The following is a 26003-nucleotide window of genomic DNA, read 5'->3' as shown; positions in this document are numbered from 1 at the left end:
AGGTGAATGCTCAACCTCGCTGTCCCCTGAACCAGAACCTGACGCGTTCCTGTCCGTGTTCAGAAGAACGAGTTTGATAATAGGGGTAAATACGAAAGCGGGGACGCATCTCTGAAAGAAAGTTATAAGTCACTGGAATAGTTGAATATTTTAGCAGGCAGAACACCTCATAAATGCGGATTAAGTTTTGTGAGGCGTAAAAACAGAGCTTCGCTGTGAGCGGCATCAAACGTGAGGAAGTCCCTTGAGGGATATCTTGCTATAAACCTATTCTGATCTTTTTCGGTCGCATAAAACTTCATTTTATGTATCCATAGAAAAGTAAAGCATTATGGTGATTGTCAAAAATAGCCCACTCAAAACTTTTGCTAATAAATACATATTCAGAGTAATTTGAGTCACCAATTACCTCTAGAAAGTGGGAAAGAGACCCTGAAAACACTGGCCAAGGGGGTGCAAAATCATCAGTGACAGCAAGCAAAACTGACTCCTCAAACACTAGCTTAAATCCATTGATATATTGCTCAGGGATTTGGTCATAAGACAATACGAAAGGTTTGACGTTCGACTTATCCCACCACCATGCCGCATCTTTTTGCTGGCACTTGATAAGTTTTGAAAGCTGACTCAAGATACGATTTTGTTCTTCCTGTGTCGCTTGAATTACTGCGGGGTCGGAAAGTAGCTTTTGCGCCAAGTCAACATTGTCAAATTTTTGTAGATTTGAACTCATATTCTGTCCTCATCATTACCAGTCCTTGATGGGTGTTTGTCACCTGCATATGGCTCATTACTTCGTTTGAACTGCTCGCTTTATTCATGTTCTTTATTTTTGCGCTCTATATTCAATCGCCCGGACTGAATATTCTGACTGAATCAGACCGTTTACGTAGTACTTTATTTTGCTTCGTAGCTAAATCTTGCTTCGTAGCTAATTTATCTTTTTCAGTATTGATTGCTGCTTCTGGCAAATCAAAAAAATCACGTTCCTTTCAGCCTATTTATAGCTTAATTAGACCAGTTCTTTTAAAAAATGGAATGATGGTTGATGCAATCAAGAGCACTATAAACCACCTAATACTTTGTTCATTTAGTTCTAAAAAAACCAATCAAGAAATACACTATCAAGATGCACATACCTATTACAACCAAAAGCCATTTTATTTCTTGGTTATCTATTCCTAAAATGAAAGGGATCAAGATTACTAATCCGAGTATACAAACACCACAAACGAACAATTCTTTAGCCATACCTGCCTATCTCTCTTTTCATGTTTTGGTTCTCAATACTTTTACTGGGATTCTTCCTAATCTAATGTTCGTTGGGCAGTATTTACAGCAATAGCTCCGGTTGTCCCAGCTGTTGTAGCTAAACCGCTGTTAGAGTGGGTTGTCGATAATGGACTAACGCCAGAACCATTTTGACCACTTGTTAGTCCTGAATTAGTATTCGGATTACCTAAACCTTGAGCTCTATTCCCGGCGGTTTGTGCGGACGTAGAAAGTTTTGAAAGCAAAGCGCCTGATACCGCACCAGCTAAAGCAGATTTAGCAAGGTCACCGCCTTTTAATTCGCTGACATTTGGATTACCTATCAACTGATCCGTAGCGTCACCTGCGGCACCTCCAGTCAAGCCGGCTACTACACCTTGTCCAATTTTGCTTTTTCCTATTAGATTAGGCGCAAGCGCAACAGCTTCTTTGACGGCGGTCCCACCAACGCCGCCAGAAACTGCACAAACACCAGCTGCTAGGGCATACCTGCCTTTATTAGCTTCAAAGTCTAAGGAGTTACCACCTTGTATTTCAATTACTAAAGCTTCTGTAGCTATTCCAATTCCTGCCCCCACTGCCGCAGCACCAGCAAGTGCCGCCGCAGCTGCATGAACCGGAGTTTCTCCATCCGGGTCAATCTTATTTATTGGGTCATTCAATGCGTAGCTATATCTGTTAAACATCCTCGGGTTTCCAGTCTCCATAAACGTGACCGGATCAATGCTCAAAAAGCGTTCTAGGATTGGATCGTAATAGCGGTCATGCGCCCTAAGCGGCTTCAGCCGCGAGGATGCGGCCTCTCGCGCGTCCTTCCGCCGATTAGGATGCGCTTTCTAATTTTTCTTCTTATCTTGCGATCATTGAATAAACGCCTGCGCTTTTGCGGGCCAAACTGAAAGAGGAATTTTATCATGGCCACTGCCAAGACAAAACCAACAAAGAAAACGATTGCCAAGAAAAATGCGGCCGCGAAAACGTCTGCCAAGAAAACTGTCAAATCTGCAAAGAAAACAGCTTCCAAGACAGCTGACGCTGTTGAGACACGGACTCAGCGCGCAACAGCCATCTTGCGCAAAGGCGCATTGGCCTATGTCGGTCTTTACGGCGCCGCTTATGAGCGGGCCAAAATGCGCACAGAGCAAGTCCGCACAGCCGCTGACAAAGCCCGCGCCCAAGGCGAAGAGTTTTTTGGTGATCTCGTTGTAAAAGGCGAAAAAATCGAAAAGCAAGCCGGTAAATTGGCCAAAGACGCCCAAGGCACTGTTGTTGACACATATGAAGAGACCTCCAGAAAAGTCCGCTCTTTTGTGCCTTCGAAAATCCTGCCTTTCTCCGCCAATGACCGCGTTGAAGAGCTCGAAGCCGAAATCGCCGCTCTGAACAAGAAGATTTCTGCTTTGTCTACAAAGACAGCCAAGCCGAAAAAGGCTGTCAAAATGAAGACAGAAAAAACTGTTAAAACAGCGCCTGAACAAGACACTGTTGTCAAGACCGAGACAAAAGAAGTCGAAGTCAAAGCTGACACAAAAGCCGCTTAAGCTCCCCGACTTAAGTCGCTAAATTGACGGCGCGTCTCCTCTCTCTCGGGACGCGCCGTCTTTATTGGGTGATTGCCAGATGGCAAAACCCTGTCTAGGGTTTGATTTAAATCATTGCGGGGATCTTTTCATGGCACCAAAAACAGAGAAAATCGGGAAACAGGCGGCTGAGAATACCACAGCCGTAAACTCGCTTGTCGGGTTTCGCCGCAGCGAGGTCGTCAAATCGCTCGGCATGATGGCCGGATATATGGCGAAACAGCCCAAGCCTTTTGCCAAACACGTCAAAAATTACGCCGGAGAACTTCTTGATATCGTCAAGGGGGACTCAGAGCTGTCGCCCCACCCGAAAGACCGCCGTTTCCAGGACACGACCTGGCAGACCAACCCGCTTTATAAACGCGGGCTGCAAAGCTGGCTGGCCATGAAACGCGAATTAAATGGCTGGATTGACGACTCGCGCATGCACCCGGCCGATCAGACCCGCGCCCGCTTTGTCACGGATATGCTCACCGACGCGCTGGCGCCGACCAATACGCTCCTCGGCAACCCTACAGCGATGAAACGCCTGTTTGAAACAGGCGGCGGCTCGCTCTTTAAGGGGTTGCAGAACGCCTATGACGACCTTCGGAATAATGGCGGCATGCCGAGCCAAGTCGATGGACGCCCGTTCAAGGTCGGAGAAAACCTCGCCAATTCCAAAGGCGCGGTCGTTTATAAAACCGAAATGCTCGAGGTCATTCAGTATCAACCCAAGACCGAACAGGTCCACAAGATACCGTTGATGATCATCCCGCCCCAGATCAATAAATTCTACGCGCTCGACCTGGCGCCGGATAAGTCCATGGTGCGGTTTCTGACCTCTCGCGGCTATCAGGTCTTTGCCGTGTCCTGGCGTAATCCGGGCCGTCAGCACGCCCATTGGGGTCTCGAAGAATATGTCGCGGCTCTCATCGAAGCCTCTGACGCTGTAAAGAAGATTTCCCGCAGCCCGCGCCTGAATGTCAGCGGCGCCTGCTCCGGCGGCATTACCATGGCGCTGTTCCTCTCCGAATTGGCGGCGCGCGGCGATAACCGCGTCAATGCTTTCACGGTCATGGTCAGCGTGCTCGACGGCAAAAAATCGGACTCGGAAATCGGCTTGTTCGTCACGGACGGCGCGATTGAAGCCGCGCGCAAACATTCCAAACGCAAAGGCATTCTGACGGGCGAAGAGCTTGGCCGGAGCTTTGCCTGGATGCGCCCGAACGATCTAATCTGGAACTATGTCGTCAATAATTATCTGCTCGGGGAAAGCCCGCCGCCCTTTGACGTGCTTTACTGGAATAATGACGGCACGAACCTGCCGTCGCAGCTTCATTCCGATTATCTGGATATTTTCCAGGACCGTCGTTTCCGTCCCGACAAAGACATCCATTTCCTCGGTCATGAAATTGATCTGGGCGCGGTGTCGCAGGATTGCTTCATGGTGGCCGGAATTACCGACCATATCACGCCGTGGAAGGCTTGTTACCGCAATATCCGCCTGTTTGGCGGCGAAGTGGACTTTGTTTTGTCTAATTCAGGCCATTTGCAGTCTCTGCTCAACCCTCCGGGTAATCCGAAAGCGCAGTATTTCATCAATCCGGATCACCCGGCCCGCGCAGATCGCTGGCTGGAGGCCGCAGAGTCCGTTTCTGAAAGCTGGTGGCTCCGCTGGGATAAATGGCTCTCGGAACGTTCCGGCGAGATGAAAGCCGCGCCCAAGTCTCTTGGCAACAAGGCCTTCCCGCCGCTCAGCCAGGCGCCAGGCGAATATGTCTTTACTTAGATGGGCATAAAGGCCCGCCATATACAGTTAGGCGCTTTACAGAGCGCCTGACTGACACCACTTTGAAGGATAGAAATAATTAAGAATCAGAGTGAAAAGTGGGGATTTGATTCGCAAAGTAATTGCAGATAGGGCTGAAAAACCTGCTGCGGGAAAGATGACAGACATGGCGAAGACCCAAAGCCGCACACAGGACGGGAGAGTCAATCTCGGCCCGCAAACTGTTGGGACGGACTACCATCCGAACCTGCCGCGAATTTTCTATTCAAAAGTCGGCAATCAGACCCTCCGAACCGCGATTTGGAAGGGCACGGATAAGGGCCGCGGCAAACGCACGCCCTTGCTCTTTTTCAATGGAATAGGCGCCAATCTCGAGATTGCACAAGCTTTTGCCGATACCTTTACCGGCCGGGATATTATCACTTTCGACATGCCCGGAGTCGGCGGCTCGCCTGATCCGAGCTTTCCTTACCGCCCGTGGTGGGTGGCCAAAGCCGCCAAGCAAATCCTGATCGAAAACCGGTATACCAAGGTCGATGTTCTCGGCGTCTCCTGGGGCGGGGGTCCGGCCCAGCAATTTGCCTGGCAATATAAGCGCATGGTCCGAAATCTGGTACTTTGCGCGACGACAACTGGCTCCACCATGGTACCCGGAAAACCCAAAGCTCTGTCCAAGATGATTTCGCCCAAACGCTATATGGACCGCGATTTTCTCGCCAAAAACTTCGAAGCGCTTTACGGCGACGCGGCGGGCGAAGGCGTGCGTGATTTCTCTATCAATATGGTGCCGCCCTCCATCAAAGGCTATCTGTTTCAGCTAAGCGCGATGGTAGGGTGGTCTTCCCTGCCCTTTATCCGCCGCATCCAAGCGCGGACGCTCGTGATTATGGGCGAAAAAGACCATATCGTCCCCGTCGTGAACGGCCATATTCTGAATTATGCGCTGAAAGACTCCCGTCTGAAAATTATTGAAGGCGCGGGACATCTCTTCCTGCTCACGCGCCGGGACGAAACCGTCGAGATGATTAGAGACTTCTTCGGCGAACCCGAAGTGCCCTGCCCGCATGTCGCTCCGGTGCTCTTGCCGTCCGTCGCCGCAGCGTTTAATCATAAGCATGACGTCAGTCCCGTCCCTGCCACTTAACCGGAGCGCATCATGGCCAAAAAAGAGAAAGACGATAAGAAAACAACGGATACAGCCCGCCGTATCTGGCTGGCCGGCATTGGCGCTTATGGGCGCGCTTTAACCGAAGCCAAAGGCGCTGTCGGCGAGCTCTCCGGCAAATCATCGGAAGTGTTCGAAGACCTCGTCCAAAAGGGCGAAATGCTTGAAAAAGTCGTCGAATATAAGGGTAAGGAAATGGTCGAAAAATCCGGCCTCCGTGACTTTGATTTAAATGACCGCATCAAATCCATGCGCGAAAGACTTTCCGGCGGAAAATCGGATCGCGTCTCTGATCTGGAAGCGCAAGTCGCCGAACTCAACGCCAAGCTCGACGGTCTGTTGAAACAGCAGCAAAAAACCACGGCTAAGAAAACTACTTCAACTCGCAAGAAAACAACGACCCAGCGCACGAGTGCAAAGAAGCCAGCGGCAAAAAAAGTTAGCCCAAAAACATCAAGTGCCGCAAAAAAGGCTTCGACCAAACCGCGCGCGACAACCAAAAAAGACGCCGCCAAGACAGCTCCGACGAAAAAGTCTGATTAGACTTTTCTTCAAATGGTCGAGCGCAGCGCCACGAAAACAAAAATCCTCGCCACTGCGCTAGAGCTGTTCAACAATGAAGGCGAGAGCTCTATCTCTTCGGTTGATATTGCCTCTGTCATGGGTATCAGCCCGGGCAATCTTTATTATCATTATAAGGGCAAGGACGAGATTATCGTCCAGCTCTTTGCCGATTTCGAGGAAGAAATCCGCCTCGTCCTGAGCGCGCCGATTAACGCTCCCCTCAGCATCGAAGACAATTGGGTCTATCTTTACATCATATTTGAAGAAATTTTCGACTTCCGCTTTTTCTACCGCAATCAGGCAGAGCTGATCTGGCGCATCCCCGAGCTTCAGACAAAATTTGCCAATATCCTTGCCCTGAAAGAACGCACCGCTTACTCCCTGCTTACCAAGCTCCATAAGGACGGCCATCTGACCTTTGACGAAGGCGAGAAAAAAGCATTGTCAGGCCGCATCGCGCAGCATTTTACCTTCTGGCTCCAATATCATGACCTGCGCTTCGGCACCGCCCCGCCAAAGTCCCTTATCGATCAAGGCGTGTTCATGACCCTCGTCCAGATCACCCCCTATTGGAAAGAAGGAAAAGGCTACGCGCACCTGCTAGCGGAGTTCGCAGAGGATAAGGTTTAGGGCTTTATGCCTCGCTCACTCACCCACTTCGAAAGTTTCATTCAGGCACTATCCAATTAGGTTTTGGATTGGCAAGCTGGGCTTCTATTTCAGCGCGATATTTGGACTGCAAGGCTTCCATCCGTTTCGCAGTTTCTGAGAATTTCGAGCTATCCCGCAAACCGTCATATATCGGTGAATTCAGAGTATTAGCGGCAATTTCCAAATCGACCATACGATTGATCCAATCAAAGGAAGCGTCTGTTTCATCCTTCAATATGCTATAAATGACGCCCGATTCGAGGTCTAAAAGTTCTTTGAAATCTATCGACGTTTTGCCTGCAAAATAGGTGTCTAAAACTTTTGCGTATTTAGCAAAATCTGGATGTCCTTCCCGATTTAGGACGAAGGCTAAATAGGCAAAAACTATAATATTTTGGCTGTCAGGGGTAAGCTTATCCGGTAACCCCATCGCCTCTGCGACGGGTTTAAATGATTCAATGACCGCCTCATAATCCCTGAGGGCGTATTGGGCATTTAATTTGTTCATCGGATTTGCATTTTCTGGTAGTGTCTTTCTCGCTGCCTCAGCTTGCCCGTTTCGAGCTAGAAAGTCTGCCTTGATAGCAGGGTCTCGCGCTGTTTTAATTGCCAAATCCAAGAGACCCACATCAGCATATATCGTGCCCAAGTTAGTTTGCACACTGTCGCTTTCTGGATTGAAAGCTTGAGAATCTTTAAAATAGCCGTGCGCGCCAGTCAGGTCATTCTCTTGCCAATGGATAGTGGCAAGCATTTCATAAGCGAGTGCATTTTCTGGATTGTGGAGAATATTTTTCTCCGCTGAGGCCTTAGCGTCCTCAATCTTCCCCATGGCCAATTGTGAATAAGCTAAATTTGTTAGTAAAATCGGAGAGAGCGGATCTATTTCGAGACCTTTTTGGTATGCGGCTAAACTCTCTGCATGTTGACTTTTCGCGACATACGAATTGCCTAAACGAATGTATGCTGTGGAATAATTGGGATTTGCCGCAATGGCGCGCTTTGCGAACTCAAGAGCTTTATCAATATCGACATTTATTGTCGCCAAAAGAGACGCGCTATTGAGCGCTTCGGCTGAGTTGGGGCCAAGTTTTAGTGCCTGCTCCACGTGAGGCGTCGCCAAACGAATGGCCTCCGCATCATCGAGCCCGCCATAAGTGTCCAACAGCATATAGGTATCCGCCAGGCCGGCATAGGCAGGCGCAAAATTTGGATCGAGCGCGATCACCTGTTTAAATCCGGTTTCAGCTTTGCGTAAGGCTTCCCCCTCGCGAAGGCGCATGTTCTCTCTGGCTCTGAGGTAGAGTTGATAAGCTTCGAGGTTTGCTGTGCGAGCCGTTGGCTCGGTGACGGCTTCGAATTTCAATTGGCCTTTCAATTCGGTCACGATGGCCGCGGCGATTTCATCCTGTATTTTAAAAATATTATCGGCGGTGAGCGGGCGATCATAGGTTTCGGACCACATATGGACGTCAGTTTTTGGATTAATTAATTGCGCCGTGATGCGAAGTGTGTTGCCAGACTTCCGTATTGAACCTTCCAGCACATGAGCCACATTCAAAGCTTCGGCGATTTCCCTGATCGGGGTTCCCTGACCCTTGAAAGCAAATGCGGAAGTTCGCGACGAGACGCGCAAACCTTGTATTCGAGCGAGAACATTCAATAACTCTTCGGAAATCCCATTGGCAAAATAAGCCTGATCTTTGTCGGCTGAAAAGTCCTCAAAAGGCAGGACGGCAATAGACATATCCGATGGCGCTTCGGCTTGCGCCATTGACGCGCCGACCGGTGCTCTGGTGTCCGTAACTTCGCGAAATAATAGCACCGCCACGGCCACCACCAAACCACTTATGATGACTACGTTCAAACCGCGTTTCTTTTTACGCGTGAGGTCAGCATCCGACGAGGTTCTTACATTTTTATCTGTTGGCTGAAATCCTTCGGGGGTCAGCTCGAATGCCCACGAGAAAATCAGAGCAATCGGAAAACCGATCAAAAGCAAGCTGATTACAAGAGTATCGAACCAGACAGGAAGGCTGAAAGCGTTCTCAAGCATAACCGCCACCTGCGCCAGCAGCCATCCAACCACGCCGTAAACCATAGCGACGCGAAATACATTTCGCCTTCGTAATTCTGAAAGAAGATTATTCATGGCCGCCCCTTAATCGTAGTAAACCCTATCATGAAGAATGCAAAAGTCACTCGTTTTTCGGTTTCAAGAGAAGTCCTTATTCCCCGCATAGGTTAGAAAAAGGATGAATTGATTTTTTATTGTTAGTTTTAATCCCGCCCCCCTTGATTGTTGAGGGGGGTCCTTTCCTCAAAACCTTGACTCTCCCCCCGCTTTCGTAAAGCCTGCTTTTCAAAGTTTACGGAGATACTCAATGCGCATAGCCCCTCAATTTTCCCCCAGGAAATCATCCTGCCATTTTCTGATGATGCTTTTGGCGTCCAGCGCCATGGCGGCCTGTTCCCCGTCCTCTTCCGCGCCGGAAGAGCCGCCTGCGGCCTCGGAAACGGCGGAGCCTTCAGCCGAGGAAATTGCGGCGGAAACGGCCCGGTTGAATGCCTGGTTCGAAGAGAAATTTGAAGAGGAAATCGCCTTTAGCCCCATTCAGCAATCATTTCTCGGACGGAAAACAAATTACGGCCAGTTGGATGATATGTCTCAAGAGGCAGCCGATGAGCAGTTGGCCTGGCGAAAAGCCACGGTCGAGGAAATGGAAAGTGAGTTTGATTACGACAAGCTGACGCCAGAGGCCCAGATTTCATGGGATATTTGGAAACATCAATATCAAGCTGCCAAGGCCGAAAATGAGTTCCACACAAATGGCTATGTTTTCGAGCAGATGCGCGCCATCCATACCTTTCCTCCGTCAATTTTGATTTCCGTCCACAAAGTCGATACCGCGTCCGATATGGAAGCCTATATCAGCCGTCTTTCGGAAACGGGCCGGGCCATTGAACAATTGATAGTTCGATCCAAGGCCAATGCCGAGACAGGGGTTCGCCCTCCGCGTTTTTCATTTGAGTCGGTTATTGATTCCGCGCAAAAAATCATCACGGGCGCGCCGTTTGACGACGGCGAGGACAGCGCCATTTGGGCAGACACTCAAGCTAAAATAAAGTCTCTGGTAGAGGCCGGCGAAATTGATGACGCCAAAGCCGAAAGTTTGAAGGAAGCCGCCCGGACTGCCCTACTCGAAGACTGGGAGCCAGCCTATGAAAACCTGATCGCGTGGCAGAAAGAAGACATGCCGAACACGCCGGAAATCGGGACCGGGGTGGGGACCCTGCCCAATGGACGGGCCTTTTACAATGAGAGACTGGCCAATCACACAACAACCGATTTAACGGCGGATGAAATCCACCAGATTGGCCTTGAGGAAGTCGAGCGCCTGCGAGCGGAAATGGTGAAAATCAAAGACGAAGTCGGCTTTGACGGGGATTTGCAAGCGTTTTTTGCCGACCTTCGAAATGATAAGGATAATGAAAAATATTATTATTCGGACACGGAGGAAGGCCGCCTCGCCTATATTGAGGACTCAACGGCCGCAATTGAACGCATTGAAAAAGAACTTCCCAATTATTTCGGAATCTTGCCCAAGGCCGATCTTGAGGTGAGACGGGTGGAGGCGTTCCGCGAACAGGACGGCGCGGCTCAACATTACCGGCAGGGAACGCCGGATGGATCTCGGCCTGGTATTTATTACGCGCATCTGTCCGACATGAAAGCCATGCCGAAGCGTGAGCTTGAAGTGATTGCCTATCATGAAGGCTTACCAGGGCATCATATGCAAATCTCTATCGCGCAGGAATTAACGAGCGTGCCGACATTCCGAACCCAGGCCAATTTCAACGCCTATTCCGAAGGGTGGGGGCTGTATTCTGAGAAGCTGGCAACAGAATTCGACGGGACATATGAAGACCCCTATTCCGATTTCGGCCGTTTGGGATCAGAAATCTGGCGCGCTATCCGCCTTGTTGTGGATACGGGTCTGCATTCCAAAGGCTGGTCAGAAGAAAAAGCAATCAATTATTTCCTGGAAAATTCGGCCATTACCGAAGCGCAGGCGCAATCCGAAGTTCGCCGCTACATGACGCTGCCCGGTCAAGCGACCGGATATAAAATCGGAATGATCAAAATTCAGGAGCTTCGCCGCAATGCGGAAGAAGAGCTTGGGGACCAATTCGACCTTCGCGGTTTCCACGACGCAGTCCTGGGCGGGGGCGCTATGCCGCTGAGCGTATTAGAGCGTCGGGTCGACCAATGGATAGCCGACGTAAAAGCGGCGTAAGGCTTAAGAAATTAGCGGTGGAAGAACGATTTTTCACCGCTTTACTAACCCCCATGAGGCCTATGGATTATATGGGAGGCCAATGAAACCTATGGCGAAAAGCGACCCGTAAATGACGCCTGATGATTTACAAATTATCGTGGACGAAATTACCGCCGAAATGGCGCAGGAGCATCGGCGCGGAAAAGTCGCGAATTATATTCCGACTTTGGCCTCGGTCTCTCCGACGCAGTTCGGCATGACAATCATCGACCATACGGGCAAATGCTATACGGCCGGGGACGCCGATACGCCCTTTTCCATACAGAGTATAACCAAAGTCTTTACCCTGACCATGGCGCTCGGCGCTGTGGGCGACTCGCTGTGGTCGCGGGTCGGGCGAGAGCCGTCGGGCAGTCCATTTAATTCCATTGTGCAATTGGAGTCAGAACAGGGCATTCCGCGCAATCCGTTCATCAATTCGGGCGCGATTATCGTCGCTGATGTCCTACTGGCCAATTACGAGCCCCGGGAAGCACTTGGAGAATTTATTCGGTTCATGCATCTGGTGACAGGCGACGAGACGATTACCATCGATAAAGACGTGGCCAAATGCGAACATGATACAGGATTTCGAAACCTGGCCCTCGGCAATTATATGCGCGCCTTTGACAATATTTATAATTCAGTCGAAGAAACTCTGGGCACCTATTTTCATTTCTGCGCGCTTTCCATGAGCTGCCGACAATTGGCCTTGGCGGGGCGCTATCTCATGTGCGGCGGGCGGCGGCATCCCAGTACGACGGATACGATTATTTCACGCCAGCGGACTCGGCGTATTCTCGCGCTCATGATGATGTGCGGTCATTATGACGGGTCGGGCGAATTTGCCTATCGCGTCGGCCTGCCCGGAAAATCGGGCGTCGGCGGCGGTATTTTGGCCGTGGCGCCGGGCATTGCCTCTATTGCAGTCTGGTCCCCGGGACTGAATGATCAGGGAAATTCACAGCTCGGCATGAACGCGCTTGAGCGACTGGTTCAGCGAACCGGCTGGTCCGTGTTTCGGGTGGATAGATAATATTGGAACTGCTTCTGTTTCAAATCATTCCTTTTCTGGAGTTCATTATATAAAATGAGAGATGAGTCATGGGCCTATTGGTAGACGGATTTTGGCAGGACAAATGGTACGATACGGAAAAGTCAGGCGGCAAATTTGAACGCGAAGACGCCGTTTTTCGGAACTGGATAACGAAAGACGGCTCGGCAGGCCCAAAGGGCAAAGGCGGTTTCAAGGCCGAAGCCGGTCGCTACCATCTCTATATTTGCCACGCCTGCCCCTGGGCGAACCGCACCATGATTTTCCGCACTCTAAAAGGCCTTGAAGAGATGATTTCCGTCTCTGCCGTCCACTGGTTTATGGGGTCGAATGGCTGGACCTTCCGGCAGGACGAACACACCCAGCCCGATCCGCTGGGTCACCGTTACCTTCATCAACTCTACACAAGAGCCAAATCCGATTATACGGGCCATGTCACGACCCCGACCCTCTGGGACAAGGAAACTGACACGATTGTTTCAAATGAGTCTGCCGACATTATTCGCATGTTCAACAGCGCTTTTAACGACATCGGCGCGACGGGGCCGGATTTCTACCCTGAAAGACTTCGCTCTGAAATCGACAAGATAAATGAACGCGTCTATCACACGGTGAATAACGGCGTTTACAAAGCGGGGTTTGCGACCACGCAAGAGGCCTATAACGAGGCCGTAGAGCCGTTATTTGAGACATTGGAATGGCTCGACAGCCTTCTTTCGCGAAACCGCTATCTCTGCGGCGACACCCTTACCGAAGCGGATTGGCGGCTCTTTACAACGCTTATTCGCTTTGACCGCGTTTATGCTATCCATTTCAAATGTTCAAAAAGACGGATTTCGGATTATCCGAGCCTCTGGGCTTATACGCGCGAGCTGTATCAATGGCCCGGCGTCAGTAAGACCATCGTGTTCGATCATATCATGAAGCATTATTACGGCAGTCACGATACGGTCAATCCGAACCTTATCGTGCCGACCCGTCCGTCACTGGATCTGAATATTCCGCATGGCCGGGACGCAATGTAAAGGCCGATAGCCTTCAGGTCATTCCGCTCATATCCAGTAGACTTCCGTCCTCTTTGTAATAAGGCGAGGCCGGCTTGTTTTCGAGAATTTCCAAAACGGCCTCACTGGGGCGGCAGAGTTTGACGCCTTTGCGCGTGCAGACAAGGGGGCGGTTGACGAGGACGGGATGCTCCAGCATTTGCGCCAAAATTTTCTCTTCATCGACATTTTCTTCGAGCAATCCAAGCTCTTTGGCAGGTGATTTGGTCGTTCGCAGAGCCGTTTTCGGCGTGAGCCCCGCCGCTGCGAAAAGCGCCAGGAGCTGCGGTTCTGTCCATCCCTCCTTTAAATACTCTATCACCACCGGATCATAGCCGGAGGCGCGAATGATACCGAGAACATTGCGCGAGGTCGCGCAATCCGGGTTATGGTGAATCACGATCATGGGCTCTCTCCTTAGGCCGGAAATCTGGATCGGGTTCTATTGGCGATGGCGACGAGCGACAGCATGACAGGCACTTCGACCAGCACCCCGACCACGGTCGCGAGCGCCGCGCCGGAGGAGAGACCGAACACGCTGATCGCCACAGCAACGGCGAGCTCAAAAAAGTTGGACGTCCCGATCAACGCGCAGGGCGCCGCAATATTATGAGGCACTTTCCAGAGCCAGGCCGCGCTGTAAGCCACAGCGAAAATGGCATAAGACTGGATAAGAATAGGCACGGCAATCAGCACAATAATCAAAGGACGCGCGAGAATGGTATTTCCCTGAAACCCGAAAAGTAAAATAACTGTCGCCAGGAGGCCCAATATCGAAGCAGGTTTGATTTTCGCGATAAAGTTCTCGACAGCGGACTCTCCGCCTCTTTGTATCAAGATCGTCCGCGCTGCCATGCCGGCCGCGAGAGGAAAGGCGACATAGAGCAAAACCGAGAGTATCAATGTTTCCCACGGCACAACAATATCCGTCACGCCGAGCAAAAGCGCCACAATCGGCGCAAAGGCGACGACCATGATTGCGTCATTCACGCTGACTTGGGCAAGCGTGTAAGTCGGGTCGCCTTTCGTGAGTTGTGACCAGATGAAAACCATCGCCGTGCAAGGCGCCGCGCCGAGCAGGATAAGTCCGGCGATATAGCCATCGGCTTCCGCAGGCGGTATCAGATCGGCGAAGATAAATTTGAAAAACAGGACTCCCAAAACAGCCATCGTAAAAGGCTTTATAAGCCAGTTTACAACAATCGTAATGACCAGTCCTTTCGGCTTATCCCCCATCGTCTTCAAACTGGCGAAATCGACCCCGATCATCATCGGCCAGACCATAGCCCAGATCAAAATCGCAACCGGCAGGTTCACGCTGGCATATTCCATTGCCGCCAAGGCCTGAAACACGCCCGGCAAGACTTTCCCTAGCAGGATGCCCGAGGCGATACACAGCGCCACCCAGACAGACAAATACCGATCAAAAACACTCATACCGACTCGCTTTCATTTGAGAGCCACCTAAACCTAAAACCATTTAATTTCAATAGTTGCCGAACTATCGTAATGATTTTTTAGCAGGTTTTGTCTGAAAGCTTCGCAAGGGTGACGCAGACCTCGGGATGACCATCGCAGCAATCTTCGACGAGGCTTGAGAGCAGATCGTTCACCCCGTCAATTCGGGCTTTATATATGAGCGACCGCCCCTCCCGCGTAACAGTCGTCAAATCTGCGCGGTTTAAAATGGCCAGATGACTCGACAGCGTATTCGGCGCGACCTTTAGCGTCTCTGCGATTGCCCCGGCCGGAAGCCCAGACTCCCCTGCCCGCATCAGAGTCTGAAACACCGCAAAGCGGGTTTCCTGCGCCAAGGCAGAGAGTTGTTCGATCGTTTTTTGAGTCTCGCTCATGGCTTTTGATACAGAAAATTTTTTTAGATAGCGAGAGATGGCTTTCTTCTTCAATAATGAGTCCTGCGGCCTGCAAATCTTCGAAAATCCAATTTTCCACTTGCGAATAAGTCTCAATAGTGTATTTCATGTTTGCGAGTTATTCTTAATTGCAGGTCTATCTATGTCCCCTTTTCTTGAAAACACATTCATCACCGACCTTGGATTTGGCGGCGGGTTTGCGCTCTGGGGCTTTCGGGCGATGGCGGCGGGGTGCGGAGGATGCCGGACATTACGCGGAGGATTTCACAAGGCGTTCAACCAGAATGCCGCAAGCTGTAAGGCTCCAGATGAGAGGACAGAAGGATTGTCAGCAATGAAGGCGCTTGCGGGCTTTTGCCGAAGCCTAGGCGAAAACGGACAGCGAAAAATACTCCTCTCGGAATCCGGAACGATGCGGGTGACCGCAGATGAAGTCAGCGTCGCCGCCGCTCTTTCAGCGGCTCAGTCAAATCAGTTATCGCTTTGCCGCGCCCACCTTCTCTGGCTTCAGGGAAATTCGAAAACAGACGCCGCGTGCGAGGCGGCGGCGGAATACGGCCGGATTTGCGCCGAAGCCGACATATTTATCGAGGCGCCGAGAATGCAGATTACTCAGCTCTCCACGCAGCAAGCCTCTGAACATTGCACGCCTCTTTACGGGGCGCACTCCGATAGCGTGCATTAGCCTTCCGGCTGTATTCCCAAACGATCAAATAAAAGGCGGTCTTCCGTCTCGCTCGGATTATCCGTGGTCAGCAGGGTTTCGCCGACAAAAATGGAATTTGCTCCGGCGAGGAAGCAGAGCGCCTGCGCCTCATCCGTCATGGTCTCGCGTCCTGCAGAGAGGCGGACATAACTTTCCGGCATCATGATACGCGCGACCGCAATCATACGGGCAAAATCAATCGGATGAACCGGCTCGCTATCGCCCAGCGGCGTGTTGGGGACGGGGACGAGTGCATTGATCGGTACGGACTCCGGCGCCGGGTCGAGATTGGCGAGCGCCATAAGAAGGCCGACATGATCCTCTGCGGTTTCGCCCATCCCGACAATCCCGCCGCAGCAGACTTTCATCCCGCTTTCGCGCACGAGGTTGAGTGTATGGAGGCGGTCTTCAAAAGTCCGCGTGGAAATCACCCGCTCATAGTCTTCCGGCGAGGTGTCGATATTGTGATTGTAATAGTCGAGTCCCGAGGTCTGGAGCCGTTTTGCCTGCGCCGGGGATAACATACCCAGCGTCATACAGGTTTCCATCCCCATGGCTTTGACCTCGGATACCATCTCGCAGAGCGCGTCCATATCGCGGTCTTTCGGCTCCCGCCAGGCCGCGCCCATGCAGAACCGTCCGGCCCCTCCGGCCTTGGCTTTTTTCGCGGCCTCAATCACGACGTCGGCGTCGATGAGTTTTTCCGCCTTGAGACCCGTATCGAAATGGGCGGACTGATTGCAATATCCGCAATCCTCGGCGCAGCCGCCTGTCTTGATAGAGAGGAGCTGGGACATCTGGACTTCGTTCGGGGCGTGATGGGCCCGGTGCACGGTTTGGGCCTGCAATATCAAATCCATAAACGGCTTGGCGAAGAGCGCGTTGACGGCCTCACGGGTCCAACGCTCAGAGCTCGGATGCGGCGTATAATTCTCCGGTAAAGACGGAACGGCCCGGGCTTTTTTCCGAGGAGCAGTCTGGTCAAACAGTAAAGTCATAATCGAGTGTCTCTTTATAAACGCGGGAGGGCCTTCGATAAGCCGTCCGGCCAAAGGGTTCAACGAAAAACCGGTCTGCTCCCGGGCTTGTGACCCTGTGGATATTAACCGCTCAGTAAGACCCCCTAACAAAACCTTAAAAACTAAGTTTAATCAATGGTTTAAGGGGTTGGTAACCGAATCAGCAAAAAGGTCTCTTTCAATTCACAAAAGCGGGAATGTGGCCCGCCAAAATATAAGAGACTATTTTAGAATATGGCGACTTCTCCAACTTCCGATAACCCGCACCCACATTTGCGACTGGTGTCCGACCTTGATTCTGTGGACATGCCGCCCTTGCCGCTTGGCCGTATCATGCAGGGCGACTGTATTGAGGGGATGAATGCCCTGCCCGCCGAGTCGGTGGATCTCATCTTTGCCGACCCGCCTTATAATCTGCAGCTTGGCGGCGATCTCTCGCGCCCGGATAATTCCGTTGTCAACGGCGTGACCGAGGACTGGGATCAGTTCGACACGATGGACGCTTATGATCTGTTTACGCATGACTGGCTGAAAGCGGCGCGCCGCATTTTGAAACCCAATGGCGCGCTCTGGGTCATCGGCAGCTATCATAATATTTTCCGGGTCGGCACAGTTCTGCAGGATCAGCAATTCTGGGTGCAAAACGATATTATCTGGCGCAAATCCAACCCTATGCCGAATTTCCGCGGCACGCGTTTTACCAATGCGACCGAAACCCTCATCTGGGCCACCAAGACAGAGGATGCCAAGCCGACCTTTAACTATGACGCGATGAAAATGCTCAATGACGGCGTTCAAATGCGCAATGACTGGGTGCTGCCGATCTGCACAGGCAAGGAACGCCTGAAGAAAAGCGACGGCAAGAAAGCCCATCCAACGCAAAAGCCCGAAAGCCTGCTTCATCGCGTTCTCCTCTCTACGACCAATCCCGGAGACGTGGTTGTCGATCCGTTTTTCGGGACCGGCACAACCGGCGCCGTCGCGAAGAAACTTGGCCGGCACTTTATTGGCTTCGAAATGGAAGAAGAATATATTCTCCACGCGCAAAAGCGGATTGATAAGATCAAGAAAGGCAAAGGCGCCGATATTCAAGTCACGGCCTCACGCCGTTCTGCCCCGCGCGTGCCATTTGGCCATTTGATCGAACAGGGATTTCTTTCGCCCGGCATGTTTCTTCATAACAGCACGGGTCATGTAAATGCGAAAATCCGCGCGGATGGATCACTTCTGGTCGGGGATTTCTCCGGCTCCATCCATCAGGTTGGGGCCCGCGTTCAAAACGCCCCGAGCTGTAATGGCTGGACCTACTGGCATTATCACAGCGAAGAAGGCCTCACCCCGATCGATGCCATACGCGACGAAATCCGCGCGGCAATGGCGGGAACATTAAAACCAACGCCCGTTTAGAAACACCGCAGATAAATCAAAAAAAGAGCCGTTTGGCCCTTTTCTTTTATCTATGTCTGATATTGAGGCTTAGGGATCACTCTTCCTCCAAAGCGGCGTCATTCAAGGAAAGCTTCAGCGCCTTTTTGAACACGGTCGGCAATCCGGCGAGCAAGTAATCATCGGCCCAGGCCTGATTGCTGTTCGGGCGGGTCTCGAACTCGGCTTTATAAACATCGAGATGCAATTCAAAATGAGTAAAGACGTGTTTCACTTGGCCCTTTGTTTTCACCCACCCTCCTTTGAACGGGGCGGCGTCGAGAGGGCTCTCAAGAGGTTCCGCTGTCCATTCACTGCCCGGAAGCCCCGCCATCCCGCCAAGCAGTCCCTTATCCGGCCGTGTTTCCAAAAGCACTTCGCCGTTATGGATAGCGACAAAAGCCGCGCCGTAGCGAACAGGTTTCGGCTTTTTCGCCGCTTTGCGGGGATAGGCTTCGGGCGCCCCCTTTTCCTTGGCCAGGCAATAGTCGTCCCAGGGGCAATTTGGACAATCGGGTGAACGCGGCGTACAAATGGTGGCGCCTAGATCCATGACCGCCTGTCCGTAATCTCCGGCGCGCCGCGGATCGGCCAGCGTTCCGGCCAGAAGACGCAAAGGCTGTCTCGCTTGCGGCAGCGGTTCTTCGACTTTGAAAATGCGGCTGATAACCCGCTCCACATTGCCGTCGACAATATTGGTGGCCTGGTCAAAACATATCGCGGCAATCGTCGCCGCTGTATATGGGCCAATGCCGGGAAGTTTCAAAAGCGCCGCTTCGGTCTTTGGAAAAACCCCGTCATATTCATCTCTGATAATTTGCGCGCATTTGTGCAAGTTCCGAGCGCGGGCATAATAGCCGAGGCCCGCCCACATGCTTAAAACCGTTTCGCGCTCTGCATTGGCCAGATCTGTAACAGTCGGGAAGGCCTCAAGAAATTTGTGCCAATAAGGCGTGCCATGCGGCACAGTGGTTTGCTGCAACATGATCTCAGAGAGCCAGACCGCATAAGGGTCGGGAGTTTTTCCAGCCTTGCGGTCTTCGGGCCGGACTCGCCAGGGCAGCGTCCGCCCCTCCGCATCATACCAATCGAGCAGCCCCGCCCGCATCTTCTCGATTTCCTGCTCTGTCTTAATTTCTGTCCGGCTTTTAATCATAGACCCTGATGTGTGTGCTTTACGCCTCGACTTCAATGGGGGAAAAGGGAAGTGTTATGACCATCTCTCGCGAAGACAGGCAAAAAATCAATAACTGGCTGGAAAGCCAGCGGGCGCGGCCGCAATTTCGTAGCACGCCTTCCGCCGGAATGGCCGTGTCGCGGGTCATGCGCCCTTTGTCGAAAAAATATGGCGGCGGGTCCTCGGCTCTGTCCCTCGCGCGGCTCTGGCCGGAAATCGTTGGAGAGCGGTGGAGTAAAATTTCTTCGCCTGTGCGGTTCACCACAGGGCGAAACGGGCGAACGCTCGTAATTTCGGCTCCCGGCGCGGCGGCTTCGCTCATCATGGCGGCGAGCGGCCCCATAATTGACAGGCTCAATACCCATTTGGGACCGGATCATGTCAAGGCGATCAAAGTCGTCCAGACCAAAATGCGCACAGATAGCGCGTCGGTAAAAACCCGGCGCGGCCTGCGCCCCAGCGAGGCAACGCATCTGCGCGAGAGCCTGGCCACTGTGAAAAATGAAAACTTGAAAGCGTCCCTCGAGAAATTGGGACGCGGAATTCTGACGAAAGACGAAAAATAATATGCGTAAACTTATTTTAGCGACAAGCCTTTTGGCGCTTTCCGCCGGCGGCGTATTTGCCCAGACCGCTCCGAACGCCACTCCCATACCCGATGCGCCGGTCGAAACCATCCCTGCGGAAGAAGTTGATTTTGTTTTTACCGAAGCCCCGGATGATCACGTTATCGGCTCTGATTCTGCTCCGATTACGATGATGATGTATGCCTCCGTCACCTGCGGTCATTGCGGAGACTGGTTTCAGGACGATTGGCCTTTGGTCAAACGCGAACTGATCGAGACCGGAAAAATTCGCTTTATCCTTCGTCCCCTTCCGACTCCGCCGGCCATTCTCTCCGTCACGGGATTTTTAATGGCGGAATGCGCCCCGGATGAAGACGGTTACTTCTCTTCTATCGAATACCAGATGAACAATCAGGAGCAGATTCTTGAAGGCGCCCAGAACGGCACAGCCCGGGAAGAATACGCGAAAGTCGCGGAAGGCGTTGGCCTTATGAATGACGAGGAGATCAATAGCTGCCTAAGTAAAGAAAGTAATATGGACTATATCCGCCTGAACGGAAAGCGCGCTGAAGCCGCCGAAGTCGGCGGCGTGCCCGCCTTTTATATTGGCGGAGAAGCCTATAAGGGAAAACAGGAGGGTTCAGCCATCGTTTCCCTGATTGAGACCATGCATGAGAGCGGCCAATCCACCCTGCCTGAAAATATCGAACCGGCCTCCAAAGCACCGCAAACTGAAACGCCGCATGATCACGACCATTAGCGGGGTTATCTGCGCTTTCCTCTAGAGTGCGACATTCTGCACCCAAAAGGAACCAGAGGCGCTGGTCTTTCGTAATATTATGGCAAGGTCGCTTAAAGCGGCCATGATTTTTTATAAATTACGGAGTTTTTATGCCAAAAGCCTATGTTAGCCGCCTTGATGATAATTCACGCGAGAGATCAATCGGCCTTCTGAAAAAGAATTTAGCAATTTCCCTCGATCTGAGTTTCGCCGTCAAGCAAGCGCATTGGACCCTGAAAGGACCGAGCTTTATCGGTCTGCACGAATTAATGGATCAGGTTGCCCTTCACATTCGCGAAGCGTCGGACACGATCGCCGAACGTATTGTGATCCTTGGCGGACAGCCTCACGGGTCCGTTCAAGCCGTCAGCAAGGATACGAGCCTTGACGCTTATCCTGTCGATATTACAGATCAGAATAAGCACGTTGATGAAGTGACGTCCCGCCTGATGGCATTCGGCGCCTCTCTAAAGGAAGCGATAGATGATGCCGGTGAGATCGGAGATGAAGATACGGCGGATCTGTTTACCGAAATTAGCCGCACTGTTGATAAGGACGCCTGGTTTGTCGGCGCCCACAATAAATAGGCCGTCATAACAGAGCCGTACCGGCATTAATCTTGTAACGCCCTCTTCTCGGAGGGCGTTTTTTTTATATCTGCAGACAGATTCACCTTGTGGATATCACGAAAGCGAAATGTTTTTTGACCCGCTTTCGAGATGAATCTGCGTAAAATACGTGAATCCTCCACAGTTTCGTCCTAAATCGCCTTATATCCTGTCACTTATCCCATTAGGCCTTATTGCCATCACACAGAAAATTGCGAGACTTCCCTTATGACCGATTCGTTTAAATTTGATTCCCTTCGCCGCTCTGCCCTGACGTCTCTGGTCGGGGGCGTCGCGGCGCTCTCTTTAATCGCCTGTAGCGGCGGTGAGACCTCGACAAATTCTGGCGCCAAGGGCGACCCGTCTCAATATGAGCTGGCCAGCGACGTCGGCATCGGCGCCGAAGACGCCCCTGTCACGTTCGTAGAATATGCCTCTGTCACCTGTCCGCATTGCTCAAACTGGAGCAAGACGGTCTACCCAGAGCTCAAAAAGAAATATATCGATACGGGCAAAGTCCGTTATATTTACAGACCTTTCCCGACCCCGCCGCAAGAGCTCGCCGATGCGGGTCACATGATTGCCATGTGTGCAGGCGACGACAAGTTCCTGACAAACATCAAATATCAGTTCGACAATCAGGAGCAAATCCTGAACATGGCGCGGGCCGGCGACGCGCGCAAAGCCTATGTCGGTATCGCTAAGAACTCCGGCATGTCGGAAGAAGAATTTGCGGACTGTATTACGAACCCCGACATTCAAAAAGAGTATCAAGCCATCGTTCAGAGCGGTATTGATGCGGGCGTGACAGGCACGCCGGCCTTCTTCGTCAATGGTGAGTACACCAAGAAAGCGCCGAGCGGAGATGCTTTTTATACCCTCGAGTCCATCGAAGAGGTTATCCTCCCGATCCTCGGCGAACCTGTCCCGGCAAAAGAGACAGATACAGAAGAGTCTGCCGAGTAGCTCTTATGGGGTCGCTGGTCTTCAATCAGATAAAGCTCGCGGGGTTTAAATCCTTCGTCGAGCCGACTGATTTCCACATAGAGCCCGGCTTGACCGGGGTTGTGGGGCCAAATGGCTGCGGGAAATCCAACCTTCTGGAAGCGATACGCTGGGTCATGGGAGCCAATTCCGCCAAGGCCATGCGCGCGGCGGGCATGGACGACGTTATCTTTAACGGCACCAAGACCCGCCCCGGCCGCAATCAGGCCCATGTAACGCTCACTATTGATAATAGCGCCCGCATTGCGCCGCCCGCTTTTAATGATGACGACATTCTCGAAGTCATGCGCGTCATTAAAAAAGGCGGCGGCTCGAAATATAAAATCAATGGCAAGACGGTTCGCGCCAAAGATGTTCAACTCCTCTTCGCCGATGCTTCGACCGGGGCCAACTCCCCCGCGCTTGTGCGTCAGGGACAGATCAGCGAATTGATCGCGGCCAAGCCGTCCAATCGCCGCCGTATCCTTGAAGAAGCCGCCGGGATTTCCGGACTTCACACACGCCGTCACGAAGCAGAGCTTCGCCTGCGCGCGGCGGAAACCAACCTCAACCGTCTGGACGATATTATCGGGCAGATCGAAGGTCAGCTTCTGTCATTACGCCGTCAGTCCCGTCAGGCGACACGCTATAAGCGCCTCGCCGGAGAGATAAACGAATATAAGGCCCTGCTCTGGCTGAAACGTTGGATCAGCGCGATCGATACGCTCGCCGCCGCGACGGAAGCCTCAACAGAATGCGAAAACCGCGTTGCCGATACCGCTACCAAAGCGACCGCCCTGACCCGTCAGGCAACAGAACTGGCCGGATTGCTTGAGCCAAAACGCGAAGAGCAGATCATCGCCGCCGCCGTCTTGGGACGCCTCAACGCGGCCAAGGAAGCCCTCGAAGCGGATGAAGAAGCTGCAAGCTCCGAAATCCAGAAACTGGAAGCCCAGATTAAGGATTTGGCGTCCGATCTGGAACGCGAAACCGGCATTGTTCAGGACGCGGAAGACGCGGAAAAACTACTGAAAGAGGAGTTCGACCGCCTCTCAGCCGTGGCCGACACATCTGCCGCACTGGACGCCGCCGCCGACGCGGCCTCCGAAGCCATCAAGACGCGCTCCGCCCTCGAAGCCGATTATAATGAGCTCACCCGTCAGGCCGCCGATCAAAACGCCCGCCGGGATTCGGCAGAACGTGAACTCTCACAGGCGGAAAGCCGCTTGCAACGCGTCACGCTGGAGCGGGAGAATACACAGGACCGTCTTGCGGGTATGAGCCAGGACGGCGGATCCTCGGGCAATCTGTTTGCTGCCGGCTCCAAAGAAGCGCTCGCCGCGCTGGAGGCCGCCCGCGCCGAAGAACAAAATCTGGCCAAGGCGCTGTCTGCGGCCGAAGAGGCTGACCAGGCCGCGCGCGACGCGCTCGCGAAATCCCGGCAAACCTTGTCAGGACTGTCCGGAGAACGGACGGCGCTGGAACGTATGCTCGCCCGCGCCCAGGCCGGAACGTTCGAGCCTGCCCTCAATCAATGCCAGGCCAAGCCGGGGTATGAAACCGCCCTCGCGGCGGCCCTCGGCGAAGATCTGGACGCCGCCATTGGCGGAGACGCCGCGCTTCGCTGGAGCGGCGCGTCCGTTTCCGATCAGGCGCTGCCGGGCGGCGCGAACCCACTCAGTGATTTTGTCTCTGCGCCAAAAGAACTGGCCGCAAGGCTATCACAAATCGGAGTTGTCGATAGCGCGTATATCGCCGCTCTGGCCCCGCAGCTCAACCCCGGACAACGTCTGGTGACACAGGACGGACAACTCAGCCGCTGGGACGGATTTGAAATGGCCGCCGGCGCGGAAACCTCCGCCGCCGTAAAGCTCAAACAACAAAATCGCCTCACCGAGATTACGACCGAAATTGAGAGCGCGGAACAAAAGGTCGAAACAGATCAGGCCGATTTTGAAACTGCCCGCGCCGCGCGCAATGAGGCGCAAGAAGCCGTCCGCACAGCGCGCCGCGCCCTGCCCGATCTGGAACGCGCCGAGCGCGCCGCCCAAGCCGCGCTTTCGCAATATGAAACAGATGTGGCCCGCGCCAATGCCGAACGCCGCAATCTGGAAGACCGGATCGAACGGCTCGACTCAGAACTTAAAGAGCTGACCACGCAGCGCGATGCGGCCAAAACCAATCTGGAAGCTCTCGGCGCCGTCGAAGACGTCTCCGAACAGCAAGAGGTGCTCTCCGAAAAACTGAGCGATGCCCGCGCCGCCGCAGACGAAGCCAGCGCGACCTATCGCAGCCTGAAAAACGAAACAGAAGCCCGCGCCGCCCGGTTGAAAGCCGTGGAAAAAGAGCGCGCCGATTGGGCGAAACGGTCCGCAACCGCTGCGCAGCGCGTCTCTCAGCTGGAAGCCCGGGCAACTGCCGCCAAAACCACTTTGAGCGCGGCCACGGACGGGCCGGATAAATTCGCAGACCGCCGCGCGCGCCTCTTCTCTGAACTCGAAAGCGCGGAAACGCGTCGCAGCACTGCCGCGGACGCTTTGGCCGCCGCCGAGACACAATTAAAAGACGCCGAGAGCGCGGCCCGCGAAGCGGAACAAGCCCATTCCGACGCCCGCGAAGCCCGCGCCGGGGCCGAGGCCCGCAAGACGGCGGCGCAGGAACGCATCGCGGAAACCAAGGCCCGCATTAACGAAACCCTGTCCTGTGAGCCGTCAGAGCTGAAACAGCATCTTGGCGATTTGTCGCCCGACTCCGGCCTGTCCGAAAATGATATAGAGAAGAAACTCGACCGCCTTTCCGTCGAGCGCGAAAAAATGGGCGGGGTAAACCTGCGTGCCGATGAGGAAGCGGCGGAGCAGGAAGAACGCCTCTCGGCCATGAATGAAGAGCGGCAGGATTTGATTGCCGCCATCGCCCGATTGCGCGAAGGCATTGATGAGCTGAACCAGGAAGGCCGTGAACGCCTTTTGAAAGCCTTCGATGTCGTCAATGGTCACTTCGGACGTCTGTTCACAACGCTCTTTGGCGGCGGCGAAGCCTCCCTCGCTTTGACCGAATCGGATGACCCGCTCGAGGCCGGCCTCGAAGTCATGGCCCGCCCGCCCGGCAAATCTTTGAAAGCCATGTCGCTCCTCTCCGGCGGCGAACAGGCTCTGACGGCGACCGCCCTTATTTTTGCGGTTTTCCTGTCCAATCCCGCCCCGGTCTGCGTTCTCGACGAAGTTGACGCGCCGCTCGACGATGCCAATGTGTCCCGATATTGCGACCTGCTCGACGATATGAAGAAGCACACCGACACGAAATTCATCGCCATCACCCATAATCCGGTCACAATGAGCCGGATGGACCGCCTCTTCGGCGTGACCATGGCCGAACAAGGCGTCTCTCAACTTCTCTCTATCGAATTGAACGCAGCAGAGCAGTTAGTCGCGGCGGAATAAAACG

Annotated in this window: 23 protein-coding genes; 15 read left to right on the top strand and 8 right to left on the bottom strand. The window is 52.9% G+C overall.

Annotated elements, in window-relative coordinates; all coding sequences use genetic code 11:
- Positions 1–298: 298 nt before the first annotated feature.
- Entirely contained in the window at positions 299–733 is a 435-nt protein-coding gene (locus ACN0IC_RS13275) for a DUF6756 family protein (RefSeq protein WP_416879264.1), read from the bottom strand.
- 574 nt (positions 734–1307) lie between these two features.
- Positions 1308–2057, bottom strand: coding sequence for an RHS repeat-associated core domain-containing protein (locus ACN0IC_RS13270; protein WP_416879266.1), 750 nt, complete (start codon positions 2055–2057; stop codon positions 1308–1310).
- Positions 2058–2186: 129 nt separating this feature from the next.
- Between ACN0IC_RS13270 and ACN0IC_RS13265 the strand changes: the two genes are divergently transcribed.
- The 5 genes from ACN0IC_RS13265 (at position 2187) to ACN0IC_RS13245 (ending at position 6982) form a co-directional block, all read left to right on the top strand.
- Positions 2187–2813: a hypothetical protein gene (locus ACN0IC_RS13265; protein WP_416879263.1), complete on the top strand. Its 627-nt coding sequence runs from the start codon at positions 2187–2189 to the stop codon at positions 2811–2813.
- A 130-nt stretch (positions 2814–2943) separates the two neighbouring features.
- Positions 2944–4623, top strand: coding sequence for an alpha/beta fold hydrolase (locus ACN0IC_RS13260; protein WP_416879262.1), 1680 nt, complete (start codon positions 2944–2946; stop codon positions 4621–4623).
- 166 nt (positions 4624–4789) lie between these two features.
- The gene (locus ACN0IC_RS13255) at positions 4790–5767 is read left to right on the top strand and encodes an alpha/beta fold hydrolase (protein ID WP_416879261.1); all 978 of its coding nucleotides are present in this window, start codon (positions 4790–4792) and stop codon (positions 5765–5767) included.
- A 12-nt stretch (positions 5768–5779) separates the two neighbouring features.
- The gene (locus tag ACN0IC_RS13250) at positions 5780–6331 is read left to right on the top strand and encodes a phasin family protein (RefSeq protein WP_416879260.1); all 552 of its coding nucleotides are present in this window, start codon (positions 5780–5782) and stop codon (positions 6329–6331) included.
- A 12-nt stretch (positions 6332–6343) separates the two neighbouring features.
- Positions 6344–6982 (top strand): TetR/AcrR family transcriptional regulator, encoded by a 639-nt coding sequence (locus ACN0IC_RS13245; RefSeq protein ID WP_416879259.1) that lies wholly within the window; start codon positions 6344–6346, stop codon positions 6980–6982.
- Positions 6983–7019: 37 nt separating this feature from the next.
- Here ACN0IC_RS13245 and ACN0IC_RS13240 read toward each other — a convergent pair whose 3' ends face one another.
- Positions 7020–9155: a tetratricopeptide repeat protein gene (locus ACN0IC_RS13240; protein ID WP_416879258.1), complete on the bottom strand. Its 2136-nt coding sequence runs from the start codon at positions 9153–9155 to the stop codon at positions 7020–7022.
- Positions 9156–9387: 232 nt separating this feature from the next.
- On the opposite strand from ACN0IC_RS13240, the gene ACN0IC_RS13235 reads away from it, so the two are divergent.
- The 3 genes from ACN0IC_RS13235 to ACN0IC_RS13225 all read left to right on the top strand — a co-directional run bounded on the left by ACN0IC_RS13235 (position 9388) and on the right by ACN0IC_RS13225 (position 13401).
- On the top strand, positions 9388–11301 hold the full coding sequence (locus tag ACN0IC_RS13235) for a DUF885 domain-containing protein (RefSeq protein ID WP_416879257.1): 1914 nt from the start codon (positions 9388–9390) through the stop codon (positions 11299–11301).
- A 112-nt stretch (positions 11302–11413) separates the two neighbouring features.
- On the top strand, positions 11414–12358 hold the full coding sequence (locus ACN0IC_RS13230) for a glutaminase (protein ID WP_416879256.1): 945 nt from the start codon (positions 11414–11416) through the stop codon (positions 12356–12358).
- A 68-nt stretch (positions 12359–12426) separates the two neighbouring features.
- Positions 12427–13401 (top strand): glutathione S-transferase family protein, encoded by a 975-nt coding sequence (locus ACN0IC_RS13225; RefSeq protein WP_416879255.1) that lies wholly within the window; start codon positions 12427–12429, stop codon positions 13399–13401.
- Positions 13402–13414: 13 nt separating this feature from the next.
- Here ACN0IC_RS13225 and ACN0IC_RS13220 read toward each other — a convergent pair whose 3' ends face one another.
- From ACN0IC_RS13220 to ACN0IC_RS13210, 3 genes are all read right to left on the bottom strand, one after another.
- Positions 13415–13825 carry an arsenate reductase family protein gene (locus tag ACN0IC_RS13220; protein WP_416879254.1) on the bottom strand — a complete coding sequence of 137 codons (411 nt, stop codon included), beginning with the start codon at positions 13823–13825 and terminating at the stop codon, positions 13415–13417.
- Positions 13826–13836: 11 nt separating this feature from the next.
- Positions 13837–14856 (bottom strand): ACR3 family arsenite efflux transporter, encoded by a 1020-nt coding sequence (gene arsB, locus ACN0IC_RS13215; RefSeq protein ID WP_416879253.1) that lies wholly within the window; start codon positions 14854–14856, stop codon positions 13837–13839.
- Positions 14857–14936: 80 nt separating this feature from the next.
- The gene (locus tag ACN0IC_RS13210) at positions 14937–15272 is read right to left on the bottom strand and encodes an ArsR/SmtB family transcription factor (RefSeq protein WP_416879252.1); all 336 of its coding nucleotides are present in this window, start codon (positions 15270–15272) and stop codon (positions 14937–14939) included.
- 163 nt (positions 15273–15435) lie between these two features.
- On the opposite strand from ACN0IC_RS13210, the gene ACN0IC_RS13205 reads away from it, so the two are divergent.
- A complete protein-coding gene (locus ACN0IC_RS13205; RefSeq protein WP_416879251.1) occupies positions 15436–15978 on the top strand; it encodes a hypothetical protein in 543 nt (180 codons plus the stop codon).
- On the opposite strand, the gene bioB is transcribed toward ACN0IC_RS13205, so the two are convergent.
- Complete coding sequence (gene bioB, locus ACN0IC_RS13200; protein WP_416879250.1) at positions 15975–16997, bottom strand: biotin synthase BioB; 1023 nt, start codon at positions 16995–16997, stop codon at positions 15975–15977. The genes ACN0IC_RS13205 and bioB overlap by 4 nt on opposite strands.
- 327 nt (positions 16998–17324) lie before the next feature.
- On the opposite strand from bioB, the gene ACN0IC_RS13195 reads away from it, so the two are divergent.
- Positions 17325–18425: a site-specific DNA-methyltransferase gene (locus tag ACN0IC_RS13195; protein ID WP_416879265.1), complete on the top strand. Its 1101-nt coding sequence runs from the start codon at positions 17325–17327 to the stop codon at positions 18423–18425.
- Positions 18426–18501: 76 nt separating this feature from the next.
- On the opposite strand, the gene mutY is transcribed toward ACN0IC_RS13195, so the two are convergent.
- The gene (gene mutY, locus ACN0IC_RS13190) at positions 18502–19599 is read right to left on the bottom strand and encodes an A/G-specific adenine glycosylase (protein WP_416879249.1); all 1098 of its coding nucleotides are present in this window, start codon (positions 19597–19599) and stop codon (positions 18502–18504) included.
- Positions 19600–19655: 56 nt separating this feature from the next.
- On the opposite strand from mutY, the gene ACN0IC_RS13185 reads away from it, so the two are divergent.
- The 5 genes from ACN0IC_RS13185 (at position 19656) to smc (ending at position 25999) form a co-directional block, all read left to right on the top strand.
- Positions 19656–20186: a DUF721 domain-containing protein gene (locus tag ACN0IC_RS13185; protein WP_416879248.1), complete on the top strand. Its 531-nt coding sequence runs from the start codon at positions 19656–19658 to the stop codon at positions 20184–20186.
- A gap of 1 nt (position 20187) precedes the next feature.
- The gene (locus ACN0IC_RS13180) at positions 20188–20946 is read left to right on the top strand and encodes a thioredoxin domain-containing protein (protein WP_416879247.1); all 759 of its coding nucleotides are present in this window, start codon (positions 20188–20190) and stop codon (positions 20944–20946) included.
- Positions 20947–21077: 131 nt separating this feature from the next.
- Entirely contained in the window at positions 21078–21554 is a 477-nt protein-coding gene (gene dps, locus ACN0IC_RS13175; protein WP_416879246.1) for a DNA starvation/stationary phase protection protein Dps, read from the top strand.
- A gap of 249 nt (positions 21555–21803) precedes the next feature.
- Positions 21804–22541, top strand: coding sequence for a DsbA family protein (locus tag ACN0IC_RS13170; RefSeq protein WP_416879245.1), 738 nt, complete (start codon positions 21804–21806; stop codon positions 22539–22541).
- Between the two features lie 5 nt (positions 22542–22546).
- Positions 22547–25999: a chromosome segregation protein SMC gene (gene smc / locus ACN0IC_RS13165; protein ID WP_416879244.1), complete on the top strand. Its 3453-nt coding sequence runs from the start codon at positions 22547–22549 to the stop codon at positions 25997–25999.
- The last annotated feature ends 4 nt before the right edge of the window (positions 26000–26003 follow it).

Source organism: Litorimonas sp., from assembly GCA_029936425.1.
In the GTDB taxonomy this organism is placed as follows: domain Bacteria; phylum Pseudomonadota; class Alphaproteobacteria; order Caulobacterales; family Maricaulaceae; genus Litorimonas.
Note: the sequence above shows the minus strand (reverse complement) of the source record. Positions and strands in the feature narration are given on the sequence as shown.